This window comes from Bradyrhizobium sp. AUGA SZCCT0283, assembly GCF_018130385.1.
Lineage (GTDB): Bacteria > Pseudomonadota > Alphaproteobacteria > Rhizobiales > Xanthobacteraceae > Bradyrhizobium.
In genome coordinates this window covers 1-23,301 of record NZ_JAFCLU010000022.1, presented here as the reverse complement: position 1 = coordinate 23,301, position 23,301 = coordinate 1, and the positions used below count along the sequence as shown (strand labels likewise).

The window sequence follows — 23,301 nt, the reverse complement described above, 5'->3', positions numbered from 1 at the left end:
CCGCAGTGGGGCTAAATACACGATCCGCAACGAACTTGCCGCTGGTGTAATGGTTGGTACACGCCCAGAGATATGGGGAATTTATCCCGTGCCGGGCGGTAGCCTAGGCCATTATATTTTTCCCAACGCAGCAATGTTCTCGCCAAGCTCCAATCACTTGATTCGGCGAGGGCGCCAAACGTGAAGGCGTCAACTGCGCTGTCCTCCCACGAAAATGGCGGATCGCCGGTGGGCGGACGTCCCCTTGGCACATGCACAGTTCTCGCAGTCAGTGGATCACCGTTGTGCAAGTGGACATCAAAACGGAACTCGGCTTCTATGCCGTGCGTGATGCCGATGACATACCAGGGAACGTTCACCCTCGTTCCAACGGCTTCATACCGATCGCGCCCGCGCAGCAGTTTGGTAACATAGTCGTCTAACCTTGCTTGCTGTGTCGGAGGAGTCGTACTGGTCGCGAAAAGCTGGACCATCTCAAGCAGTGATGCGTTGTCTTTTGACAATCGCTCTGCGACCGATCTTTGCTCATCGGCGTATTTCTTTTGTTCCTCGGCGATTTTCCTTTGTTCCTCGGCGGTTTTCCTTTGCGATTCGGCCGCGGCGCTCGCCTGCCTGGCAGTCTCTTCCAGTCGGAACGCGTAGAGGCCGAACAAGATTGCGAGCACAGCCACCGCGCCTCCCGCAACAGCAGCTATGCGAGTGTATTTGGTGGTGACCTGCCGCCGCTGCTCTCGTTCGCGATCCCTGAGTTCCTGTTCCCGAACCCTGTCGTCTTCGGCGATGCTTTGGTCGATGAATGTTCGATCCGGTTGCGCTATGTCGCTTTGCAGCCGCCGATGCACCCAGTCACGTGCGATCTGCAATTCACGGCCCGCCAGCAGGCCGCGCTCGTTGGCTTCGAATGCCGTCCGCGCCCGGCTCAGCCGATCGTACCAGACGAGGAAGTCGCGATCTTCCGCCAGCCATTCGCTGAGCGGAGGCTGACGCAGCAGCGCCTCGTGGGCAACCTCGATGACTTCTTCGCCCTTCCGGCGGTCCTTGATGAGAAGACGCTGGTCCGCCAGGCAGTCGATCAACGGCTTTGCGTCCGCCGGGATCGTGTCTCGCGTCGCCACCCGCCGGGCGATCTGACCCGCCGCGTTGACCTGCGCCAGATGGGGAATGAACGCGGCTCGCGCCAATGCGCGTTGAGCGGCGGCATCCTTTGGCAAGACGCCTTTCGCAGCTCCCTCGGCAATCGCCTCCGTGACGGTTGTGTTGATCACACCCTTGAGGCGGCCAAGCTTCTCATATTCGGTCAGGGTGAGTTCGTTGTCGCCTGCGTATTGCTCGTAAAGATGTGCCAATGTGAATGCAAGCAGCGGCAACGCGTCCTGGCCGGAAATGTCTTCCAGCAGAGCGTCGGTAAGTTGCGGGTCGATCCTGAGCGGAATCGGCGCGACAAGACGCGCCGGTCCTTCGATCACGGCGCGGTACGAGCCCTCCAACATCATGTCGAGCGTGAAGGTATCCTTCGGAAGATCGACTAGATCGGGCTCCGCCTGCAGTTGGGGGAAAGCATCGGAGCGCATGGCCAACAGCGCGAGTGCGTGCGGATCTGCCTGCAGCGTGCGGGTCAGAATTGCAATCAAGTGTTTTGCTTCGTCGCGGCTTCCTTCATTGAAAAGTTCCTCGCCCTGATCGATCACCAGAACGATCGTCGGCGGTGCCGTGCTTTCGCCGGGCAACATGAATCCTAGCGCGATCTCGCGTAGCGCGGCGAAAATTCTCTGGAGCCCATCCTCGTTCTTTTGAAGAAATTCCTGAATGTCGGCGCGGCTGCGTGGCAAGCCTCGATTGTGGATCTCAGCGGCGAAACGTTCGTCGCCCACGGTTTGCTGAAGCGCCTGTGCCAGGCCGAACTTGCCGGAGATTGCAGCGCGTTCCGGGCGGATAACCGGGAGTGGCAGCCAGCTTCGATCGTCGCGGGCAAGGCGCGGCCAAAGCCCCGCACGAAGAAAGGACGACTTTCCTGAGCCCGACGCTCCCAGGATGACCAGCATGCGATCTACACCCGTTCGGGCGAGACCGCGGATCTTGTCGAGTCCTCGTATAATTTGTGCGTCTCGTCCGAAGAAAATGGCTGCGTCCTTCTCCTCCAGGGACGAAAAGCCTGGATAGGGCCGCCGGCCCGGCTCCAACTCAAAGCTCGCTGGATCGAGGCCAGCGCGCTTCAAGCCGTCCTTCAGCCGGAGATAGCCGTCTTGGTCGCCGACGAGATCGACCCATTGCTCATCCCCCAGGTCCGGCGGTAGCTGGCCCTTGTCGACCCCCATCAGCGCCACGATGATTTTTTTGCCCATCAGTCGGGCAGCGTCGACCTCCGACTTGCACCAGCCCGAGGCGAGCCATTCCGATGACACCAGCGCAAGCACGATTTGGCATCGATGTGCAGCCTTCTGCAGCGCTTCCTTCCAGCGCTGACCGGCTACAATCCCGCGCTGCGGGTCGACATCGAGGAACACATCGTCCCAGCCGTTGCCGCGTAGCCAGTCGCGGACTTCAAGGGCTCGATCATTGTTGCGGCTGGAATGGCTGATAAAAATACTGGCCACGGGACTACAATCTCATGACAAACGGAAATGCCTGTTCGGCGTTGCTCCGATACAACTTTAGAACGAACCCATTCTGTACGATATGCTTCATCGGCACAAGTTTATTGCCTGAAGCAAGTCGCGGGATACAAGCGTGTGATGATGGAATGGGGGTAAGCCCGTAAGGTGGCTTAGCCGGAGGGGTAATCCACAGCAGCTCAGCGAGTCGTGTTCGTAATGGTGGGTTACGCTTTCACTGGCACACCCCATAAGCTGTTGCCGGTGAAGGCGGTCGTCGTGATGGGCGACGCCAGAACCTACGAACACGTCGTGCGCGCGGTGACTTCCACCGACGGCATGACCGCCGACTTCTATTCCTTCGACATGAAAGTTCTCGGCAAGACCGCGACGCGGACCATCAACGAGGTGAAGGGCGTGAATCGGGTGGTGTACGACGTGACGAGCAAGCCGCCGGGGCTCAGCGGCTCTCTTGGTCCTGAAGTGCTTTTAGCCTTAGGCCCCTGCCACGAGCATCAGCCCCGCGCCGATCAGGCTGACGCCGATCCAGCCGCGCAGCGGCACCTTCTCGCCGAGGATGAGCCAGGCGCTGGCCATCAGGAAGACCGGCGCGAGACCCTCGAAGGCGTAGAGTTGACTGAGCTCATATTTGCTCAGGAGATCCAGCCACAGGAAGAACCACAGGCTGAACAGAGCGATGCCGGCGAAGAGCCACAGGCCGGTGTGAACCCGTGACCGCCCTTGTCCGTCCATGCCGGCCATCGCGTGTTTGAGCAGGAGGTTTCCGGCAACGACGAGGACCTGGCAGAACAGGCAGAGAAAAAGCGTGAAGGCGGTCATAGGCGTTCATCCGCAACTGCCGACGGCGCCGCCGCCAGGAAGACACCGACGAAGACCGACAGGATTCCGAGCGCGCGGCCCGAGCTGATCTGCTCATGCAGGAAGAGCCAGGCCGAGATCGGCACCATCAACTGCACGATGCTCTGCACTGCGAAGGCGATACCCACGGGGATCGTCTTGAGAGCTTCGAGCCACGCGACGAAGTTCAGGACGTAGAAGGCGATGCCGATCCAGGTGGCCCAATGCGTCATGGGCGAGTCCGGTTGGGCGGTCGCTCCGATCTTCAGGAGAAGCTCTCCGGCCGCGAGCAGGCCGGCGCACGCGCCGAGCTTCAGGTAGGCCTTCGTGCTGGCCGAGAGCTTCAGGCTCAAGCCGGGCAGGGTCTGGTCAGAGGTCAGCATAGTTGGAAAACTCCGCGAGGGTTTTGTCGTGGCGCGTCGGATCGAGCCATCGAACGACGTACTTCATGACGAAATTCCCGATTGCGGACCGGTGCCGCACGTAGAGATCGAGCGGCACGAGTTCCTGCTTGAGGTGCAGTTTCGGGTCGTAGCAAAGGCCGGTGCTTGCATAGGCCTTCAGGCCGTTGCGGAGCGCCCAGTTCACGATGTCGCGGAACGTGTAGTGGTAGAGGCCGGCGCTGACGCTCGATTGATAGTCGATGCCGATGTATTCGTCGCAGATGGTGTCGCCGTCGATCGTGCAAATGCTGAAGGCGACCGGACGACCGTTCTGCCGCCACACGAAATAGCGCACCTTGTCGGGCATCGCGCGGCCGAGCTGCACGAGAAACCCGGGCGTGAGCTTCTCGAAGCGCATCGAGGATTTTTCATAGATCTGCAGATAGAGCGGATAGAGCTCGTCGATCTCCGCTTCGATGTTGGTCGAGACGGTCAGCTCGATCGGATCGGCCGCGTCGATCGCCTTGAACTTGCGGCGCAGGTTCTTCCGGGTGGCGGAACCGAGCTTCTTCGACAGGTATTCGTCGAATGAAGCGAAGTCGAAATTCAGCCGCGTCATCGGCATGCTCGGAACACGGGCAAAGCCGTCTGCCTGCAGGCGATCGAGCACCGCGCGATGGGAGGCGCGAAATTCCTTGAAGACGATCAGGCCCGCGCCGAGCTTGTAGGCCTCTTCGACCAGCGCGTCTTTCAGCACCGGGATGCACTGCATCTGCCACGTCACGTCGCCGTCGAGCACGCCTTCGCCTGCAACGCATCCCACCATCAGCACCCGCGTGCGCAGGAAGCCCGGCCACGCGCGGCGAACGGTGTTGATCCAGGATTTCACGCTCGTGCTCACGCCCTCGGCCATGTCGATGGACGTGACGAAGAACGGTTGCACGGTGCCGGCCTGGCTGAGCTGATCCGTGATCATCAGATAGCGGTGTGTGATCTCGGGATGCATCGTATCTTCGACGATGTCGTAGTAGCGATGGTCCTTGCGCTTGCCGGCAAAAGCTTGCTTCCACAGCGGCGACAACCGGATTTCCGTGCCTCTCGCCACGAAGGCGCGTAGCGCAGCCCCGACAGCTGCCGTGGGGGCCTGTACCGATGGAGGCACTGCGATCGTTGCGGTCATTGCGTCCCACATGTTGAGTTCGAGAAAACGATGTCGCGTTCGATGCAGGCAGACTATCGAAGTCGCAGGCGGTCTAATGTGAGGGCCCTCACGCAGACTCGTGCCAGGTTGCCCGGCCGAAGACCTGTGCCCCAAGCCGGCGTGCTGTTCCTGCCCACAAGCAATCCACGGCCACGGCAAGGAGCGCTATGGATTGCTTCGCTTTGCCCGCAATGACGGAGTTTGCTCGTCGAGCGGGACAAAACAACCCGATGGGCAAATCACTTCTGATTTTCCGAAATCGTGTCAAGCCCGGGAATCAAAAATATTCCGCTTTCGTTTTCACCCAAATCAGCGGCACAACTCCGCCCGTCTCACGGCAGATGAGGGGCGCTTCGCGAACGTCACGAACGCGCGGTGAGATGCGATGGACGCTGAGGGCGCGCTAGACGTACGCGCCGGAAGCGTACGGCGAAGTCGTGTGGTTCGGGCGCCGCGGTGCTGGCGCTAAGTCCAAGAGAAGCGAAGCTTCTCGGGGACGACGGAGGCAAAAGAGCCGTTCTCCGGGAAGAGCACGAAGTAAGCCGTAAAGCCATTGCGCAGGGAAGGCCGGAATGCTCCCGCTGCCCTGTACGCTCGTGTGCACTTTTGTTTGCGCAAATCGCACGCGAGACCGCGGGTGCAGCCAGCACCCGGTCTTCCCTGCGCCCTCTGATTACTGCGAGGGCCGAACGAAGATGCAAAACTCGGGCGGGATGCGCCGCGAGAACGCGAAACCGTTTTTCGTAGGATGGGTGGAGCGCAGCGATACCCATCACCACACGCGCCGGCATTGATGGGTATCGCTGCGCTCCACCCATCCTACGGGACTATGGATTGCTTCGCTGCGCTCGCAATGACGTGGAGAGAGCGGAGGCCACCAGGCAGCTACGCCGCGGGTTGCGAAACGTTCGCTCTCGATCATGGTTGCAGGTCTGCCATTCTGGTCGAGGGGCTGCGGCGCACTGCCTGTCGTGGCATGTTCGACGCAGTGTTCGAAGGCTTCATCACATTTTCGGATCGGGCGTCATGTCTGACGATTTGAACTGGCTTTCCGCCCGCGAGATGACCCGGCGCTTCGCCAGGGGCGAGGTGTCGCCGGTCGATGTGCTGGAAACCACTTTGGCGCGGCTGCACACGGTCAATCCGGTTCTCAATGCCATCTGCCTGCTGGATGAACCGCTGGGGCGGCGCCTGGCCGCCGAGTCGGCGGAACGCTGGCGCAGCGGCACGCCGCTCGGGCCGCTCGACGGCGTGCCGGTCGCGATCAAGGACACCGCGCATGTCGCCGGCTGGCCGACGCGCATCGGCTCGCATTCGACGGCAGCCACGCCGAGTGCGGAGGATACGCCCGGTGTTGCCCGATTGCGTGAAGCCGGCGCGGTGTTCTTCTGCAAGACGACGACGCCCGAATTCGGCTGGAAGGGCATCACGCATGGCCCGCTCACCGGCATCACGCGCAATCCCTGGGATACATCCCGCACGCCGGGCGGCTCCAGCGGCGGCTCGGCCGCGCTGGTGGCGGCAGGCGTCGTGCCGCTGGCGACCGGCGGCGATGGCGGCGGCTCGATCCGGATTCCGGCGGCATTCAGCGGCGTGTTCGGATTGAAGCCGAGCTACGGCGTGGTGCCGAATTTCTTGGGACCCATGGGCACGCTCGCGGTCTATGGCGGCCTGTCGCGCGATGTCGCTGACAGCGCCTTGATGCTGAACGTGCTGACGCAGCCGGACGCGCGTGATTCCTTCGCCATTCCGTTTCGCGGCATCGATTATCTCGATGGGCTCGACGGTGGAGTAGGGGGCATGCGCATCGCATGGTCGCCCGATCTCGGCTTCCCGGTCGCAGATCCTGCCGTCGTGGCCGGCATGCAGCCGGCGATCGACGCGCTGGTGAAGGCCGGTGCCGAGGTGCAGCAAGTTGCGCTCGATCTTTCCGGCGCGCAGCATACGCTGGAAGCGATCTGGGGCGCGTCGCATGCCGCATTGGTGCGTGATTTCGACGGCGCGCAATTGGCGGCGCTCGATCCGGGCCTGTTGCGGTTGGTCATATCAGCCCAACATATTTCCGCGAGCGAATTGCAGGCGGCCTATGCCGAGATGCGCGCGCTGAGCCAGAAGATGCAGTTGTTCCATCAGGATTACGATCTCCTGCTGACGCCGACCGTTCCCATCACCGCCTTCGCCGCCGGCGTCGATACGCCCGACACCACGCGCTTCCCGCAATGGTTCGATTGGACGCCGCTGACATGGCCGTTCAACCTCACCCGCCAGCCTGCGGCCTCGGTGCCTTGCGGATTTGTCGAGGGTCTGCCGATCGGGTTGCAGATCGTGGGGCCGATGTTCGCCGAGCAGAACATTTTTCGGGCCAGCCGCTGCGTCGAGCAGGCCTGCGCCACCGGGGCGCGGCCGAGCCCTGGAGCGGGCGGCGATGCCCACAATGCGCACCATCAACGAGTTGAAGGGCGTCAACCGGGTGTTGTATGACGTGACGAGCAAGCCGCCGGGGACGATCGAGTGGGCATGATGATTTCAACTTGCCATCTTCAGCTCCGGCTGGTTTCCACCGTTGTGGATTGGTTCACGTGCTCTCGGACGTATTGAAGCCCAAACACATCTATGAGTTCTTCAGCCGTTCGGCGGTCGAGAAGGGCCACGTCTACAAGGCCCAAGGGCGCGTCAGCGAACTGGAGATCAGCGAAGACCTGACGCACATTCGGGCCAAGGTGCGGGGAAGCTCAGCCAGCAAATATCGTGTCGATATTCAACTGGATTTCGGTCACGACCGGCTCGACGCCCTCGACGGCGAATGCAGTTGTCCGATGACGTTCAACTGCAAGCATGTGGTGGCGACCTTGCTGGAAGCTCTGAGCGGAAAGCCGCAGCCGCCCAATACCGCGAGGGCGGGCAAGCAAGGTGAGCCGGCGCCCCGGGCCCCGCCACCTCTGCCTTACGAAATCAACGAATGGCTTGAGAAGTTTGGCACGGCGTTGCGCGGCGACGACTATCCTGCCGAGTTGAACCAGCGCCTGCTCTATTGCCTCGGTCCGTCTCACGATGGCGCGCAAACACCTGTTCTGGCGATCTCGCTACGTTCGCTCCGCGTATTGAAAGGCGGAGATTTCGCCACCAATTACGCGCAACCCAGCGTGCACGACTTTGTCGCGGAACGTGCGCCGAAATATTACCGCGACGCCGATATCGACATTCTGACGCAGCTTTCGCGCCGTTCGAGCCGATACAGCTATCGCGAGCAACCGCAATCGGTCGAGCTGTTGCAGCGGATCGTCGCGACCGGCCGCGCGTTCTGGCTCGATCATAAACGACCGCCGTTACGCTGGGGAGAGCCGCGCGAAGGGCGGGTTGAGTGGCGCCAGGCCGACAAGCGCGGCGTTGCTCCGCAGCTCATTGTCCCGGGAACGATCGCGCTCAATGCCGAACCGCCGGTCTATGTCGACGAGGCGGGCGGGACGATCGGACCGGTGGAGCTGAACCTGCCGCCGCGGCTTGCCTGCCAGCTCTTGTCGGCGCCGGCGATCCCGCGTGCCCAAGTCGCGGAAGTGTCGCGCCGTCTCGGCCAGGCATTGCCGGAACGTCACCACGGGCTGTTGCCCGGGGCGCCCGCGCCCGCGGTCGAGATCGACGAGGACCCGGTCCTGATCTTGCGTCTGCAGCGCGGCCACGTGAATGCGAGCGGCTATTACTACGGTTACAAGCAAGAAATTGACCGGAAGATCGCCGTGGCGCATCTCAGTTTCCGCTACGGGCCGATCGAGATCGAGGCATCGGAACGGGCAAGCCGGATGGAAGCCTTCCACGCCGGACAGGTCTATTCGATCACGCGCCGCCCGGGCAAGGAGAGGGCGGCGCGCAAACGTCTCTCCGATTTCAGTTTTGTCGAGGCCAGGGCGGCGTTCCCGTCGCTCGACCATCGGCATGCCCGCGACCTGACGCTGAAGGAGCCCGACGACTGGCTCGATTTTCTCAACCTGCACGCAGCGGGACTGCAGGCGGAGGGTTTCGAGATCGTCGTTGATGACAATTTTCCCTATCGGTTGGCGATGTCGTCGGGCGACTTCGATGCGGAGTTCGAATCGAGCGGCATCGACTGGTTCGAGCTGGCGCTCGGGGTCGAAATCGACGGCGAGCGGCGCGATCTTGCGCCGCTGCTGGCCGCACTGGTTTCGACGCCCGACTTTGCCCCGGACCTGATCAGGCAGCTCGCCGAAGCGGGTGATCATTTCTATCTGCCGCTCGCCGACGGCCGCCATCTTTCGCTCGCCGCGGATCGCTTCCTGCCGTTGGTGCTGGCGCTGCATGGTCTGCGGCTGAGCGGCGTTTTCGCGGATGCGTCCGGGAAGATCAGGCTGTCGCGTGCCGAGGTCGTGCCGCTGCTGGCGCTGGAAAACGAGAAATTCGTCTTCCGCGGCGCCGACAATCTTCGTCGTCTTGCGGACCTCTTCCGGGCTCGAGGCTTGAGCAATCTGCCGCTGCCGGAAGGCTTTCGCGCCGAGCTTCGGCCTTACCAGGCGCAAGGTGTGGCCTGGCTCGATCTGCTGCGCGAGAGCGGCCTGGGCGGGGTGCTCGCTGACGACATGGGGCTCGGCAAGACCGTACAGATTTTGGCGCTGCTGGCGCTGGAGAAGGCGCGCGGCAATCTCGCGCAACCTGCGCTGATCGTCGCGCCGACCAGCCTGATGACCAATTGGTTCAGCGAAGCACGGCGATTTGCGCCAGATCTGCGAGTTCTCATCCTCCACGGCTCCGGCCGCAAGCAGAATTTTGCGGCGATTCCCGAACATGACGTAGTGCTGACCACCTATCCCCTGATCGCGCGGGATCGCGAGGTCCTATTGTCGCGCGATTGGCACATGGCGGTGCTGGACGAAGCGCAAACGGTCAAGAACCCCAATGCCGCGACGACCCGCTGGCTGCGCGACGTCAAGGCGCGGCACCGCTTCTGCCTGACGGGAACGCCGATGGAAAATCATCTCGGCGAGCTCTGGTCGATCATGAGTTTCGCCAACCCCGGCTATCTCGGCGACAAGGCCGCGTTTTCCCGCCTTTGGCGCCTCCCGATCGAGAAGCGCGCCGACAAGCAACGCGCGACTGCGCTGGCGCGCCGGGTCAAACCGTTTCTGCTGCGCCGGACCAAGACGGAGGTCGCGACCGAACTGCCCGCCAAGAGCGAGATCGTCGAGCGCATCGCATTGGAGGGCAGCCAGCGCGACCTCTACGATTCGATCCGCCTGTCGATGTCGGACAAGGTTCGCAAGGCGATCGCGCAGCGCGGCCTGGCGCGGAGCCACATCATCGTGCTCGAAGCGCTGCTCAGAATGCGACAGGCCTGTTGCGATCCGTTGCTCCTGAAGCTCGATGATGGTGTCCAGCGACCTTCCGCCAAGCTCGATCGCCTGATGGAAATGGTGTTGGAGCTGTTGAGCGAGGGCCGCAAGATCATTGTCTTCTCGCAATTCACCTCGATGCTCGATCTGATCCGAAAGCGCTTCGATGCCGAGCGCATTCGCTACAGCGTGCTGACCGGAGAAACCAGGGACCGCAAGAATGCGATCGACGGTTTTCAGAATGGAGCCAGCGACGTTTTCCTGGTCAGCCTGAAGGCAGGCGGCGTCGGGCTCAATCTGACGGCGGCAGACACGGTGATCATCTTCGATCCCTGGTGGAATCCCGCGGTCGAAGAACAAGCCATCGATCGCGCCCATCGCATCGGCCAGGACAAGGCGGTTTTCGTCTATCGGCTCGTGGCGTCAGGCACGATCGAAGAAAAGATGGACGAACTCAAGGCCAGGAAGCGCGCACTCGCCGACAGTCTGTTCGATCGCGACGGGCGGATCGCGTCGGCTCTCACGGAAGAAGATGTGCAGGCGTTGTTTGATGCGTAATTCGGTTCATCTCGGGCCGGCAGCGGCGAAGGAGAGGGTGCGTCGGCCGACGCGCGAATTCCTGGCGCGGCTAACTCGTGGAGTGAACGCTGAAAGGAGCCGGCAACCGATACGGCTTCTTTCACAATTCAAGCGAACGCAAATCTCATCGGCAAGCACGATATTTACCGTGTGCGCTTTGCCGTCGGCCCAAGGCGCCGCCGCGGAACAGCCCCGGCACACCGGTGCTCGAAAAAACTACTGACGAGGCGTCGTAAACTGCGGACACCGATGGACATAGTCCCAGGGGATATCCAATACGCAGGTGTAACGGAGGTCGTCCGATGTTTTCGGCGGCGGAGCCTCTACCACCGGTTCGCGAACTTCATTCGGCAGGCCATAGAAGACGCCTCCGGTTGCAGGGAAGAAGCCGCCTCGGTGATGGTGATGTCGGGGGAATGACGGGAAAGCCGGACGCGCCGGAGCAACCCCTGCACCGCGCGCTACGCCTGGATCGGCAAATGTCTCGCCCGTGGCAAGGACAAGCGCGACTACACCGAGAGACGCGATAAACGTCATTCTATAGGTCATGGCACTCACCCATTGGTAGGTTACTGAGCAGCATTCCCAAAACGCTAAGCCCTGCCTTTCGTGCCCGCAAAGGCATAATTAATTATTAGTTAAGACGTAATCTTAATGGAGGGGCGTATTCATCTCAACTGCGCGACATCTTCTCAAACCGCCTGATCAGCCGCTCGCGCTTGAGGCGGGACAGCCGCCTGATCCAGAACAGGCCGTTCAGCTGATCGATCTCGTGCTGGTGGCAGACCGCGCGCAGTCCCGCCGATTCCTCGGTCTGCAGGTTGCCGTGGACGTCCTGATAGCTGATCCGGACGCGCGCATGACGTTCGATCTCGTCGTTGACCCCCGGCATCGAGACGCTGCCTTCCTGATGCGGGATCATCTCTGATGATGCCCAGATGATCTCCGGATTGACGTAGGTCCGCGCGCCATCGGTCGCGTCGAGGTCGAGCACCACGACCCGCAGGGGGATGCCGATGTGCGGTGCGGTGATCCCGATCCCCGGAGCGGCGTGCATGGTCTCCAGGAGGTCTCTCGCCAGTTCGCGCAGCGCGTCGTCAAATACGGTGACAGGCTGCGCCGGGAGCGCTAGCCGAGGGTCGGGGTAGCGGATGATCGGGCGGATGGTCATGGTCTGGTTGGCATATTTCGGTGAATGTCTCCGGACCGCTGCCGGTGATCATGGGCTGTAGGGCGGAATAGCGTAGCGTATTCCGCCATATCGGGAGACGCAGCGCTATTGTGCCCTCGGCGCCCGGCGGAGATCAATACGCAGGGGAGAGAAGCGCCTTGCTGCTTCGCCTTTCCCTCGCAAAAAAGTGAGGCGGCATGCTCGTCGGTCTGTCGGCTTCCACCCATCCCGTTCGTCTTCCACTCAGAGAGAGCTAAAGTGGAGATCACGGAATGGAAAATTCTCACTATCGCTGGGTGATCGTCGCAGCCGGGGGCTTGCTCGGCTGCGTCGCAATCGGCGGCATGTTCTCGCTGCCGGTGTTCCTGCAGCCGATTGCGCGGGATACCGGCTGGTCGGTCACCGGCATATCCAGCGCCATGACCATCGGCTTTCTCGCCATGGCCTTCACCAGCATGATCTGGGGCACCTTGTCGGACCGGCTGGGGCCGCTGCCGGTGGTGCTGACGGGCTCGGTCGTGCTGGCGGCGAGCCTGGGGCTCGCGAGCTTTGCGACATCGCTGGTCGTCTTTCAGTTCGTCTTCGGGCTGCTGGTCGGCGGCTCGATCGCCGCGATCTTCGCGCCGATGATGGCCTGCGTCACCGGCTGGTTCGATACCCATCGCGGCCTCGCCGTGTCGCTGGTCTCGGCCGGCATGGGCATGGCGCCGATGACGATGTCGCCGCTCGCCGCCTGGCTGGTCTCGAACCATGACTGGCGGACCTCGATGCAGATCGTGGCCCTTGTCGTCGCGGCGATCATGATCCCGGTTTCGCTGCTGGTGCGCCGTGCGCCCGCGCTCGAGAGCGGGGCGTCCGCGCCGTCGAACGCGCCGGCGGAACCGGACATGACGCTGGCGCAGGCGCTGCGCTCGCCGCAATTCATCATCCTGATCGCGACAAACTTCTTCTGCTGCGCCACGCATTCCGGTCCGATCATCCACACCGTGAGCTATGCCATCAGTTGCGGCATCCCGATGATCGCGGCCGTCACCATCTACAGCGTGGAAGGCCTCGCCGGGATGGGCGGCCGCATCGCCTTCGGCCTGCTCGGCGATCGCTTCGGCGCCAAGCGCGTGCTCGTGTTCGGCTTGCTGGCGCAGGCGTTCGGCGCGCTCGGTTATGTCTTCGTGCGCGAGCTCGCCGCGTTCTATGCGGTCGCGGCGCTGTTCGGCTTCATCTATGCCGGCACCATGCCGCTCTATGCCGTTCTGGTGCGCGAAAACTTTCCGCTGCGGATGATGGGCACCGTGATCGGCGGCACCGCGATGGCCGGCAGCCTCGGCATGGCAACGGGTCCGCTGGCCGGCGGTCTGATCTACGACACGTTTGCCAGTTACGCCTGGCTCTATATCGGCTCGTGGATCATGGGGCTCGGCGCGTTCCTGATCATCATGACGTTCCGGCCGATGCCGGTGGCGCGGGCTGTGCCAGCACCGGCGTGAGCCTCCCACGCCGTCATTGCGAGGAGCGAAGCGACGAAGCAATCCATGTCTCGGCAAGCCGCTCTATGGATTGCTTCGCTGCGCTCGCAATGACGATGTGGAGGCAATGGTTGCGACAAAATCACTGACGGCGGGGTTGTTTGAAAACTGAATCGGAAAGTGTCGACTACTTCTCGACATGCTGTCCGACGAATGACGCGAGCGGCTGGCCTTGCTCGACGATGTAGGTCGACAGCATCCGTCCCGTCTCCGGACCGAGGTCGCGCGCATTGTGCGGCGTCCGCGGCGGGATGAGAAATCCGTCGCCGGCATGCAGGATGACGGTGGGACGTCCCTGGACTTGCATTTCGACATTGCCGGCGACGATGAAGCCGACCTCTTCGCCGGGATGAACGTGCCATCCGGATTCGACTCCGACCGGAATCTCCGTCTCCACCTGCACGATCTCGCGGCCCGGTATCGAAGAGGGCGCGCGCTGGATCACGCGCCGCACAAGCTTGCCGGCCAGATCGTCGCGTCGCTCGGATGATGTTGCGGTTCGATCACCCGCGGCGCCCTGTATGGACTGAGCCGATGCCGTTCCGGCCGAAAGCATCACGGCCAGCGCGAGCGCGGGAAGCGAAATGAATGAGACGCTTTTGGATGACATACGCATGGTGAATCCTCCTTGTTGGGCTGGCGGCCTCACCGGCGGCGAACGCACTGGGCGAACCGCCGCCGGTGACAGCTTCGCCTGCTCATGCGGCGTGCTGCTGGCCGTGCTGTTCGTTGACGATGTAATCGGCGTACCAGTCCGGCCAGTTCTCATCGTGCTTGCCGCCGTTCCGCTCTTCGTACTCGCCATGGGCGGCGGCCGCCCGGCGGAACGCGGCGGCGAGATCAGCCGGCGAGGTGAACGAGGTGCCGTTGCCGTCGATGCGTCCGGGCAACCGCGCGGTGACTTCCTGCAGCAGCCAGCCATTGCCGTCGGGATCGCTGAACGAGGCATACGAACGGTAGCTGCCGCGCGCCGGATCCGGGCCGCTCAGCCGGACTCGTCCAAACAGATAGGGCTCGTCCGGGCCAACGTGCACGTCGCCGCCGGCGTGAAACGCTTCACTGATCGCAACGCCCCGGCCGAGCAACGCGTTGCGGGCGGCTTCGATGTCGGAAACGACGAGGTAAAGGCCCTGCGCGGAGCCGGGCGCGGCCGAGGTGACATTCTGGCCGAAGATCACCGAGGCGTTGGAGCCGGGCGGGGTGAACTGGATCACGCGGTAATCGTCCGGGCCGGCGAAATCGGCGTCGAGCCGCCAGCCGAGTTTTGCATAAAACTGCTTGGCGCGTTCGACGTCGGAGACGGGGATGACGACGATTTCGAGCTTCAGGTCGACCGCCGGCGCGGCGTTCGTTTCGGCGGAGGTGGTGTCGGTGCGTTCCTTGAGGTCTGACATGGTTCTCTCCTTTGTGTTGTGGTGGCTGGGATGTTCCCAACGCGCCGTGGTTCTCGTCTTGACGGGTGCAGAGGTAGATTGCTTAGTTAGATCGTGTACGATACAATCGAATGCGGTGTATAAAGCGCCGACATGTCCAGATGTCAAGCCTTCCGATTTAATCGGATACGATATATATGGATGCGAGACTTCACATCTTCGTGTCGGAAAGGACGCGCCCAATGAAACCGAATGAAGGTCCCAAATCCGCTTCAAGCGCCGGTTCCAGGGACAATTCCAGAGACAGTTCAAGGGGCAATCAGAAACCGAAGCTGCCCACGGGCGATCGGCGCCTTGGCGACTTCCTGTGCTTTGCGATCTATTCGGCCAACCTCGCCTTCGGCCGGGCCTACAGGAAGGGCCTCGAGGATCTCGGCCTGACCTATCCGCAATGGATCGCGATCGTGGCCTTGTGGGAGCAGGACGGCCAGACGGTGAGCGAGCTTGGCGAGAAGATGTTCCTGGAATCCAACACGCTCACGCCCGTCCTGAAAAAGCTCGAGACCATGGGTTATCTGCGCCGCCAGCGCGATCCCGCGGATGAACGGCAGGTGCGCATCAGCCTCACCGAGGCCGGCCGGCTTCTGCGCGAGAAGGGTATGCACATGAACCTCGTGGCCTCGACGGGGCTCAAGCCGGACGAGTTCGCGCGGCTGCAGGAAACTGTCGTCACGTTGCGCGACAATCTGATCAAGGCGACGGCGGAGGAGGCGTGACGATCGAAGAGACGGCGGAGCCTGTTCCCAAGGTCGCGGACGTTGGCGGCTGCCGGTAGTGAGGTCGCGCCATTAAGTGAGAATGAAAGCAGCCTGATGTCCGTTTACAACAACTCCAGCCATCCGCTCGATTATCCAATCTGGACCGCGCTGACGACCACGCACCAGGCGTTGGCCGAAGGCGATGCCCGCGCGCGGCGCTATCCGACGGAAGTGACGCCGTTCGCGGCCATGGCGGATACGTCACCCGAAAGTTTCGCGGCGCTCGGTGCGCTGATGTCGCCGAAGGATATTGCCGTGCTGTTCACGCCGGAAGCCGTAACTCCGCCCGCGGAATTCAAGGTTGCGCTGGCGGATACCGGCGAGCAGATGATCGGGACGCCGATCGAGACGCCAACCAACGGCGTCGATATCGTCACCCTCGGTGCCGATGACGTTCCGGCGATGATGGAATTGACCGCGCTCACCAAGCCCGGCCCGTTCAGCGCGCGGACCCATGAACTCGGCACATTTCTGGGTATCCGCGTCGATGGCCAGCTTGTCGCGATGATCGGTGAGCGGATGAAGCCCGCTCAATACACCGAGATCACCGCCGTCTGCGTGCATCCATCCCATCGCGGCCGCGGCTACGGACAGATGCTGTTATCCGCCATCTCCCGCCAGATCGTGTCGCGCGGAGAAATTCCCTTCCTGCACGTCTTCACCAGCAATCACTCGGCGATTGCGCTCTATCGGCGGCAGGGGATGGAAATCCGGCGCCGGCTCCACGTGACGGTGTTGAAGAAAGAGGACTGATCGTCCAGCGATGCGCGCCCTCACTGATATCATCCTCACGCGTTGCGGGTGCCGTTCGGCCCCCGATCCGGGCCGGGATCCTGGCCGGCGGCGGCCTTGGTCAACCTGTCGATATAGTGGATCCAACCCTTGGCATGGCTCGCCTGGTGAGCGGCGCTGGGAAGCCCGCTATGGGTCATGCGCAACAGCGTGCCGCCATCGCGCTCGATCAGGTCGATCTCGATCAGGCCTGATCCCGGTGGCACCTCGTCATTGCCTTCCCAGCCAAAACTGTAGGCGAGGCGATGCACCGGCACCACCTCGCGGAACGTGCCGCGCGCCGTCGCACTGCCCACGCCCTTCAGGAGGTACAGCCCGCCCGGATGCATCTCCGTCACGGCCTCGCTGCCCATCCATTGCACGATCTTCTCAGGGTCCGTCAGGAAGGCGAAGACGCTGGCGCGCGGTGCGGCGATCTGGGTCTCGCGCTGGACCACAAACGATTCAGGCATCAAAAACCTCGCGGCTCGTTGGCATAAGGGCTGCTGCAGCCGTGCCAACATATGCTGGCGCGGGAATTTACCAAGTGCAGATGGTGATAATGAATTTTCCCTGCCATAGGGTCGGACCATGCAGCTGAGTTCGACGCTGACATGGCTGGTCGATGCGGCCGGCGCTTCGCCGGGCGCCGAGCGGTTCCTCGCTGAACTCGGTACGCGCTTGATCGCGGACGACATGCCGCTCGCCGGCGGTGCACTGACGCTTGCCGTGCCGCACCCGATCATCGCCCGCCGCACCTGGCTGTGGCGGGCCGGGAACGGAGAGGTGATCGAGGCGGTGGGATTTGCACCGATGGGATTAGGAAGCGCGGGGAGTTTGTCCGGCGATGCGGGCCGGAGCTGGCTGGCCGGGCTCGCGGGCGGTGCGGTCCATGAAGACAGCGTTGGCGCGGGAGAAGGTGGGCCGCTGCTCGGCTGGATCGGGCCCCGCCGGTTCACCGAAGCGGAAGCAGATCGATTGCGCGAAGCCGCCCGCTTTGCCGCAGCGCCGCTTGCCGCACTCTCGGCGCGGGCGACGCTGTCTGCCGCGCTCGAGGCCTATCTCGGCCGGCGCAGCGCCGCGCGCGTGCTGGCGGGGCCGCTGCGGCGTGAAGTCGGCGAGACCATTCGGGCCGTGTTGCTCTATGCCGATCTGCGCAGCTTCACCGCGCTGTCCGAGGCCGAGCCTCCCGCCGCCGTCATCGCCGCACTCGGCGGCTGGTTCGACTGCATCGGCGGCGCCGTCCATGCCTTTGGCGGCGAGGTGTTGAAATTCATCGGCGACGGCGTCCTCGCGATCTTCCCGGTCGGCGAGAAGCCGCGCGAAGCCTGCGACGCTGCGCTACACGCCGTCGCTTCCGCGAAAGCCGGAATGGCGCATCTCGATACGAGCCGGCGAGAGCAGGGGTTGCCGCCGCTTTCGTTCGGCGTGGCGCTGCACCTTGGCGAAATTCTGTGGGGCAATGTCGGCGCGGCCGACCGGCTGGATTTCACCGCGATCGGTCCTGCGGTGAATCTGGTTAGCCGGCTCGAAGGGCTCTGCCGGCCGCTCGGCCGCACGGTTCTGATCTCGGGCGCGGTCGCCACTGAGACAAGCGCGACGCTGATCCCGCTGGGAACGCACGCGCTGCGCGGCATTGCATCTCCCTGCGCCGTCCACACGCTGCCGGACGGTTAGGGCGGTCCGGAACCCATCACGAAAACGTTGAACCGATCGGTTGACTATTCGTGCTGCCCGTCTATACTAAACCACATGGTTGAGTATTCGAGACATCTCGACGCTGTTTTTCACGCGCTGGCGGACCCGACGCGCCGGGCGATGCTTGGTCACTTGGCCGAGCGGGAACTCACGATCGGGGAACTGGCGACGCCGTTCCACATGAGCTTCGCCGGCGCGTCGAAACATGTGCGGGTGCTGGAGAATGCCGGGCTCGTGAAGCGCACGATCCGTGGCCGCACCCATCTGTGCCGCCTTGAGGCGGCGCGGCTGGCGGAAGCAAATGCGTGGCTCAGGCGTTACGAGCGTTTCTGGAATGCAAAGCTCGATGCGTTGGAAGCTCTGCTGCTTGAAGAAGACAAGGCGAAGGCAAAAAAGGTGAAGGAGTAGAACGATGAATGCAACGACAAGGCCCGATGCCTATGGCGAGTTGATCGAGCCGACGACGCTCAAGATCCAAAGGCTTTTGCCCGGCCCGATCGAACGCATCTGGGCCTATCTCACCGACAGCGAATTGCGCCGCAAATGGATGGCGGCAGGCGACATGGAGATGAAGGCCGGCGCCCCCTTTGAACTCGTCTGGCGCAACGACGAATTGACCAACCCCCCTGGCGAACGCCCGGCCGGATTCGGCGGCGAGCATCGCATGCAGAGCCGGATAACCGAATTTGATCCGCCCCGAAAATTGTCGATCACCTGGAGCAGCACGGGCGATGTGACGTTCGAACTTGAGCCCAAAGGCAAGGGCGTGCTGCTCACGGTCATCCATCGGCGTTTCCCCGATCGCGCCACGCTGCTCAAGCACATGGCCGGTTGGCACATGCATCTCGATGTCCTGGTCGCCCGTGCGAGCGGCGAAGAGCCGGCGCCGTTCTGGGACGGCTGGAGCGGCCTCATGAAGGAATATGACGCCCGCCTGCCGGCCTGATGCTGCAGGTTGAAGCACTCGAGCAACAAGCATCACAACAAACAGGAGGTTAGCTATGCAGATTCACGCCGTTTCAGCGCAGGAGTGGGAAGCCGCCCGCCAGAAGTTGCTTGTGAAGGAGAAGGAATTGACCCACGCCCGTGACGCACTGGCCGCCGAGCGCCGGCGGATGCCGTGGCTAGCCGTGGAGAAAAAGTATGAGTTCGAGGGACCTAAGGGCAAAGCGAGCTTGCGCGACCTGTTCGAAGGCCGCCATCAACTGATCGTCTACCGCGCCTTCTACGAACCCGGCGTATTCGGCTGGCCCGACCATGCCTGCCGCGGCTGCTCGATGGTGGCCGACCAGATCGCGCATCTCGCACATCTGAACGCCCGTGACACCACGCTTGTGTTCGTCTCACGCGCGCCGCAGGCGGACATCGCACGCCTGAAGGCGCGGATGGGATGGGAGATGATCCCCTGGTACACCATCACGGACAGTTTTGACGCCGACTTCGGCGTCGGCGAATGGCACGGCACCAACGTGTTCTTCCGCGACGGTAACAAGATTTTCCGCACCTACTTCATCAACAACCGCGGCGACGAGCAGATGGGCGGCACCTGGAACTATCTCGACATCACGCCGCTCGGTCGCCAGGAGGAATGGGAGGATTCGCCCGAGGGCTATCCGCAAACCCAAACCTACAAGTGGTGGAACTGGCACGACAGCTACGTCGAAGGCGCCGCGCCCGACAAGAGGTGGGTCGAAGTGTCGGACGCCGGAGAGGCCGCATTCCGGAACCAGCAGGCGGGCGCGAAGTCGTGAGCCAGGCCTGCTTCGGCACAGCACCGATCGGTGTTGCCGGCTGGCTGTCGCTGGCGGCCGCACCGACCTTCGCGATCATGGCGCTGATGACGGCCGTCATCGGCGGCGGGGCGCCCGACGCGTTGTGTTCGAGTGCGTCTCCGCTGAGCGGAATGGTCCCGATGTACCTGCTGATGAGCGCCTTTCATTCGGCGCCGTGGCTGAAGCTGATCGCAACCCGGCGAAGCGGTGTCGGCCGCTCCTGACCCGCGTTCGAAATGTACGCGGCCTCGCGACACTCCGCCGAAAGGGAACAACTTGAGCGAGGCTTACACCGGCGGCTGCGCCTGCCAAGTCCGCGGGCGGCGCGATGTGATCGCGCTCAGGATTTCGTGAGCACGACATGCATGGCGGCAGCGCTGCTGGTGTGCTCGCTGCAGCGATACCCGAGCCGCACCAGATCGAGGTCCGCCAGCAGACTTTCGCCGCTTCCGAGCAGAACAGGCGAAATCGCCAGGTGCATGGTGTCGACCAGCCCTGCTTCCAGATACTGCCGGATCGTCGCGGGGCCGCCGCCCAGCCGCACGTCCAGCGCTCCAGCGGCTTGCTGCGCCCGCTGCAGCGCGGCGTGAATGCCGTCGGTCGTAAAGTGAAAAATCGTGCCGCCCGCCATTTCGATCGGTGGCCGAGTGTGATGGGTGAGCACGAACACCGGCGTGTGATAGGGCGGGTTGTCGCCCCACCAGCCCTTCCACTGATCATCCGTCCAGGGGCCGCGAGGGGGGCCGAACATATTGCGGCCGAGAATCCAGGCGCCGATCCCCTCAATACCACGCGCGGCAAAATCGTTGTCGATCCCAATTGTCCCGTCGCCACCGCCGAACATCGCCTGAAACGTGCGTGTCGGGTAAACCCATTCGTGCAACTGGGTGCCGCCGACGCCCAGCGGGTGGTCCAGATCCTGACCGGGACCGGCCGCATATCCGTCGAGCGATACGCTGAAGCCGTGAATGCGAAGTTTGGTCATTCAATTTCCTTTTGCAGCCAGACCGTGGACCCATAGATGTGCCGGGCGCACGGCTTGCTGTGAAGATTTCGGGATCAGCCGGCATATGCCTTGTCGAGGTCGGCGATAACGATCTTTTGCATCTTCATCATGGCCTGCATGGCGCGGTCGGCCTTTTTACGATCGGGATCGCTCAGGTAACGGCCGAGGGCCGTGGGCACAACCTGCCAGGACAGGCCGAACTTGTCCTTGAGCCACCCGCATTTTGATTCTTCGCCGCCGTCGGCGGTCAGTCTGTTCCAGAAGTAGTCCACTTCTTCCTGGGTCTCGACGCTGACGAAGAAGGAGATCGCCTCGCTGAACTTGTACTTTGGGCCGCCATTGAGGGCGTTGAACTTCTGCCCCTCGAGTTCGAAGGTCGCCATGAAGTCATTGACAGTTTCGACCTTGGCATTGGGAAACACCGATTTGTAGAAGGCGACAGCCTCGGGGACGTTGTTATCGAACCAGAGGAACGGCGTGATGGAAGTCATGACGGATGTCCTTATTGGCTGGGTTCAGAAGAATTAGGCGTACTTCGTGCTTTGTCTCGAGGCGGTGGTACGGGCGAGATCGACAGCTAAATTAACCGAGGATTATTGGTCATCATGAACGCCGTTGGCGTGGGCTCGTCTGGAGGACGAACGAGGGGGCCGGAATCCGACAGTGGTCTACTTCTTTTTTTCGGCGATTTCGCAATACCCAATCCAGCCTCCTCGGCGCCCGCCTCGGCGGTGTCGGGACGCACGGTTCAATCCATTCGGAAGGGCCGGCGGGTAAGGGTTGACTGCTGGTCGGGTGGGATGGCCCAACGGGTCTGCGCAAGGCGCGGCCCGAAGAATCGCGTGCGGCGGCGAAGTCGACCCAACCAGGTTTGACCAGTCATATTCGCCAGCGACGGCGACAAAAAGGAATTCGTCGCCGGCGAGAGCACAATGCATTTGCACGTCTGCGTCGGTTTACTGCGCCGTGACTTGACGCCGAGGCCGCAAGCGACGATTGAGAAAGCAGGCTTTCGCCAAATAGTGTCCCACACGCCAACGATAAGAGGAAACCCGATGGCACGCGTGCGCTGTATCACCGAAATGGGCATGGGCGTCGACGTTCACGGCCGCGATGCCACCAAGGCCGCCAAGCGCGCCGTCTCGGACGCCATCCGCCACTCCAGCCTCGGCTTCTTCCGGATGCTGGGCAAGACCGCCAACGACATGTTCGTCGAGGTCACGATCGCCGTGCCGGACCCGAGCGGGGTGGATACGGCGGTCGTCGCAAAGGAATTGCCCTACGGCACGGTCAACGTGACGGCGGTCAAAGGCGGACTCGAGATTCCGGCCGAGAGCGGAAGCGACTCCATCATCATCGCAAACGCCGCCGTAATTGTGAGTTTCGACGACGGCAAGACTGGCTCCACAAGACTGGCTGAATTCGTTTAGCGCCAGTCAGGCCCGGCACCGGAAGGCCTGGAACACCCCATGACGACGCAGGACAGCAGCACCTATTGGAAGCGGGGCGGGTGGATGGTCAGAAGCGCAACTTCATGAAACTGCTGGGTTGAAGCGATGCGGCGCGCGAAGATTGAGCAACAGAACGAATATCTTCTGGGTCAACAGCGCAGGTTTCGCGTAGCCGCGGACATCGTGACGGATGCGTGGATGGCGTTTCCGGAGGTTCATGCGGTCGCCGTGATAGGCTCGGTTGCAAAGGCGCTATGGAAGGAGGTTCCGCGTTTCAGCGATTTCCGTCGTGAGGGCATCGAGGTGTGGCATGAATGCCGCGATCTCGATCTGGCGCTCTGGATCGAATCGCAGCAACGTCTTCGTGAAATACACCGGGCCGCCAATCGTGCTTTGAGCAAGGCATTTACGTCGGGTGCCGACACCAGCGTTGTCCCCCATCAGCTCGATATCTTCATGTTCGATCCAGCGAACGACGCCTATCTGGGCAGGCTCTGCTCGTTCAACCAATGTCCGAAGGGAAAGCGCGATTGTCTCGTTCCGGGTTGCGGCGCAATCGCGTTCAACAAGGTGATCGACGGCTTCGTGCCGCGCGCTGACCTTTTGACGCCGGCCCAGCACGCGATGCTCTATCGGCGAGGTGCCGGGAGATTGCGGTCTGCACTTGATTTGCCGGCTGTGGAGCCGGGCTAAAGCGTGATGGCATTAGCTTCGATAACCTGAGTTTTTAAGGTAGTTGGCGCATTCTTCGGGTGTGAAGGCGTCGA

The 23,301-nt window shown here is 62.5% G+C and carries 21 protein-coding genes and 3 pseudogenes; 14 read left to right on the top strand and 10 right to left on the bottom strand.

What is annotated here, in order from left to right:
- Positions 1 to 11 precede the first annotated feature (11 nt).
- Positions 12 to 2,594, bottom strand: coding sequence for a TIR domain-containing protein (locus JQ624_RS26290; protein ID WP_212421817.1), 2,583 nt, complete (start codon positions 2,592 to 2,594; stop codon positions 12 to 14).
- Between the two features lie 252 nt (positions 2,595 to 2,846).
- Here JQ624_RS26290 and JQ624_RS26285 point away from each other — a divergent pair.
- Positions 2,847 to 3,050, top strand: a pseudogene (locus JQ624_RS26285) (GMP synthase (glutamine-hydrolyzing)); the annotation flags it as partial.
- A gap of 36 nt (positions 3,051 to 3,086) precedes the next feature.
- On the opposite strand, the gene JQ624_RS26280 reads toward JQ624_RS26285, so the two are convergent.
- From JQ624_RS26280 to JQ624_RS26270, 3 genes are read right to left on the bottom strand one after another with little or no spacing between them, the layout of a single operon-like run.
- A complete protein-coding gene (locus tag JQ624_RS26280; protein ID WP_212421816.1) occupies positions 3,087 to 3,431 on the bottom strand; it encodes an EamA family transporter in 345 nt (114 codons plus the stop codon).
- Complete coding sequence (locus JQ624_RS26275) at positions 3,428 to 3,832, bottom strand: SMR family transporter (protein WP_212421815.1); 405 nt, start codon at positions 3,830 to 3,832, stop codon at positions 3,428 to 3,430. Before JQ624_RS26275 ends, JQ624_RS26280 begins: the two co-directional genes overlap by 4 nt.
- Positions 3,819 to 5,012, bottom strand: a complete 1,194-nt coding sequence (locus JQ624_RS26270; protein WP_212421814.1) for a GNAT family N-acetyltransferase — start codon at positions 5,010 to 5,012, stop codon at positions 3,819 to 3,821. Before JQ624_RS26270 ends, JQ624_RS26275 begins: the two co-directional genes overlap by 14 nt.
- A gap of 1,047 nt (positions 5,013 to 6,059) precedes the next feature.
- Between JQ624_RS26270 and JQ624_RS38760 the strand changes: the two are divergent.
- The 3 genes and pseudogenes from JQ624_RS38760 to JQ624_RS26260 form a co-directional block, all read left to right on the top strand.
- Positions 6,060 to 7,418: pseudogene (locus JQ624_RS38760) on the top strand (amidase); the annotation flags it as partial.
- Positions 7,419 to 7,470: 52 nt separating this feature from the next.
- Positions 7,471 to 7,554: pseudogene (locus JQ624_RS39745) on the top strand (hypothetical protein); the annotation flags it as partial.
- A 58-nt stretch (positions 7,555 to 7,612) separates the two neighbouring features.
- Positions 7,613 to 10,930 (top strand): DEAD/DEAH box helicase, encoded by a 3,318-nt coding sequence (locus tag JQ624_RS26260; RefSeq protein ID WP_212421813.1) that lies wholly within the window; start codon positions 7,613 to 7,615, stop codon positions 10,928 to 10,930.
- 694 nt (positions 10,931 to 11,624) lie between these two features.
- On the opposite strand, the gene JQ624_RS26255 is transcribed toward JQ624_RS26260, so the two are convergent.
- Positions 11,625 to 12,122: a peptide deformylase gene (locus tag JQ624_RS26255; RefSeq protein ID WP_212421812.1), complete on the bottom strand. Its 498-nt coding sequence runs from the start codon at positions 12,120 to 12,122 to the stop codon at positions 11,625 to 11,627.
- A gap of 272 nt (positions 12,123 to 12,394) precedes the next feature.
- Here JQ624_RS26255 and JQ624_RS26250 point away from each other — a divergent pair, with 272 nt between their 5' ends.
- Entirely contained in the window at positions 12,395 to 13,606 is a 1,212-nt protein-coding gene (locus JQ624_RS26250; RefSeq protein ID WP_212421811.1) for an MFS transporter, read from the top strand.
- Positions 13,607 to 13,772: 166 nt separating this feature from the next.
- Here JQ624_RS26250 and JQ624_RS26245 read toward each other — a convergent pair whose 3' ends face one another.
- The gene (locus JQ624_RS26245; RefSeq protein ID WP_212421810.1) at positions 13,773 to 14,261 is read right to left on the bottom strand and encodes a cupin domain-containing protein; all 489 of its coding nucleotides are present in this window, start codon (positions 14,259 to 14,261) and stop codon (positions 13,773 to 13,775) included.
- Positions 14,262 to 14,343: 82 nt separating this feature from the next.
- Positions 14,344 to 15,039 carry a VOC family protein gene (locus JQ624_RS26240; RefSeq protein ID WP_212421809.1) on the bottom strand — a complete coding sequence of 232 codons (696 nt, stop codon included), beginning with the start codon at positions 15,037 to 15,039 and terminating at the stop codon, positions 14,344 to 14,346.
- Between the two features lie 221 nt (positions 15,040 to 15,260).
- On the opposite strand from JQ624_RS26240, the gene JQ624_RS26235 reads away from it, so the two are divergent.
- Positions 15,261 to 15,794, top strand: a complete 534-nt coding sequence (locus JQ624_RS26235; protein ID WP_249130089.1) for a MarR family winged helix-turn-helix transcriptional regulator — start codon at positions 15,261 to 15,263, stop codon at positions 15,792 to 15,794.
- Between the two features lie 96 nt (positions 15,795 to 15,890).
- Entirely contained in the window at positions 15,891 to 16,589 is a 699-nt protein-coding gene (locus JQ624_RS26230) for a GNAT family N-acetyltransferase (RefSeq protein ID WP_212421807.1), read from the top strand.
- 35 nt (positions 16,590 to 16,624) lie between these two features.
- Here JQ624_RS26230 and JQ624_RS26225 read toward each other — a convergent pair whose 3' ends face one another.
- Positions 16,625 to 17,080, bottom strand: a complete 456-nt coding sequence (locus JQ624_RS26225) for an SRPBCC family protein (protein WP_212421806.1) — start codon at positions 17,078 to 17,080, stop codon at positions 16,625 to 16,627.
- A 118-nt stretch (positions 17,081 to 17,198) separates the two neighbouring features.
- On the opposite strand from JQ624_RS26225, the gene JQ624_RS26220 reads away from it, so the two are divergent.
- From JQ624_RS26220 to JQ624_RS26200, 5 genes are all read left to right on the top strand, one after another.
- Positions 17,199 to 18,284: an adenylate/guanylate cyclase domain-containing protein gene (locus JQ624_RS26220; RefSeq protein WP_212421805.1), complete on the top strand. Its 1,086-nt coding sequence runs from the start codon at positions 17,199 to 17,201 to the stop codon at positions 18,282 to 18,284.
- A gap of 75 nt (positions 18,285 to 18,359) precedes the next feature.
- A complete protein-coding gene (locus tag JQ624_RS26215) occupies positions 18,360 to 18,713 on the top strand; it encodes a helix-turn-helix transcriptional regulator (protein ID WP_212421804.1) in 354 nt (117 codons plus the stop codon).
- A gap of 4 nt (positions 18,714 to 18,717) precedes the next feature.
- Entirely contained in the window at positions 18,718 to 19,251 is a 534-nt protein-coding gene (locus JQ624_RS26210) for an SRPBCC family protein (RefSeq protein ID WP_212421803.1), read from the top strand.
- 55 nt (positions 19,252 to 19,306) lie between these two features.
- Positions 19,307 to 20,056, top strand: coding sequence for a DUF899 family protein (locus JQ624_RS26205; RefSeq protein ID WP_212421802.1), 750 nt, complete (start codon positions 19,307 to 19,309; stop codon positions 20,054 to 20,056).
- The gene (locus JQ624_RS26200) at positions 19,948 to 20,301 is read left to right on the top strand and encodes a hypothetical protein (protein ID WP_409334376.1); all 354 of its coding nucleotides are present in this window, start codon (positions 19,948 to 19,950) and stop codon (positions 20,299 to 20,301) included. The genes JQ624_RS26205 and JQ624_RS26200 overlap by 109 nt, the downstream gene beginning before the upstream one ends.
- Before the next feature lie 116 nt (positions 20,302 to 20,417).
- Here JQ624_RS26200 and JQ624_RS26195 read toward each other — a convergent pair whose 3' ends face one another.
- Together JQ624_RS26195 and JQ624_RS26190 are read right to left on the bottom strand one after the other, a co-directional pair.
- Positions 20,418 to 21,062 carry a dihydrofolate reductase family protein gene (locus tag JQ624_RS26195; protein WP_212421801.1) on the bottom strand — a complete coding sequence of 215 codons (645 nt, stop codon included), beginning with the start codon at positions 21,060 to 21,062 and terminating at the stop codon, positions 20,418 to 20,420.
- A 74-nt stretch (positions 21,063 to 21,136) separates the two neighbouring features.
- Positions 21,137 to 21,574, bottom strand: coding sequence for a VOC family protein (locus JQ624_RS26190; protein ID WP_212421800.1), 438 nt, complete (start codon positions 21,572 to 21,574; stop codon positions 21,137 to 21,139).
- Between the two features lie 564 nt (positions 21,575 to 22,138).
- Between JQ624_RS26190 and JQ624_RS26185 the strand changes: the two genes are divergently transcribed.
- The gene (locus tag JQ624_RS26185) at positions 22,139 to 22,513 is read left to right on the top strand and encodes a Lin0512 family protein (protein ID WP_212421799.1); all 375 of its coding nucleotides are present in this window, start codon (positions 22,139 to 22,141) and stop codon (positions 22,511 to 22,513) included.
- A 126-nt stretch (positions 22,514 to 22,639) separates the two neighbouring features.
- Positions 22,640 to 23,227, top strand: a complete 588-nt coding sequence (locus JQ624_RS26180) for a hypothetical protein (RefSeq protein ID WP_212421798.1) — start codon at positions 22,640 to 22,642, stop codon at positions 23,225 to 23,227.
- Positions 23,228 to 23,301: the final 74 nt, after the last annotated feature.